Source organism: Jeotgalibacillus marinus, assembly GCF_040801915.1.
GTDB lineage: Bacteria > Bacillota > Bacilli > Bacillales > Jeotgalibacillaceae > Jeotgalibacillus > Jeotgalibacillus marinus.
The window spans coordinates 1-233 of sequence record NZ_JBFMIA010000308.1 but is presented as its reverse complement, the minus strand read 5'-3'; the positions used below and the strand labels follow the sequence as shown (position 1 = coordinate 233).

Below are 233 nucleotides of genomic sequence, written 5' to 3'. Positions count from 1 at the left end.
CCGCCACCACCGGCGCGGGTTGCGTACCGGCGACCCGCGAGCCCAGGGTGCTGCCGTGGGCTGCCGGCACCAACCGGCGACAGACCAGTACGGCGGTGACCCGGCCGGATAAGACCGCCAGCGTGATCCCAGCGATCCCGACCGTGGTGAGGGTCGCGAAGGCCAGGCCCTGCAAGGCGATGACCAAGACCACGGCCGCCACCCCGAACGGTCCGGTCGACCCGTCGCGCATC

The 233-nt window shown here is 73.0% G+C and carries 1 protein-coding gene; it reads right to left on the bottom strand.

Annotation, left to right across the window (positions count from 1 at the left end; translation table 11 throughout):
- Positions 1-233: adenosylcobinamide-GDP ribazoletransferase (locus AB1471_RS19185; RefSeq protein WP_496350349.1), on the bottom strand; the 233-nt coding region annotated here is incomplete at both ends.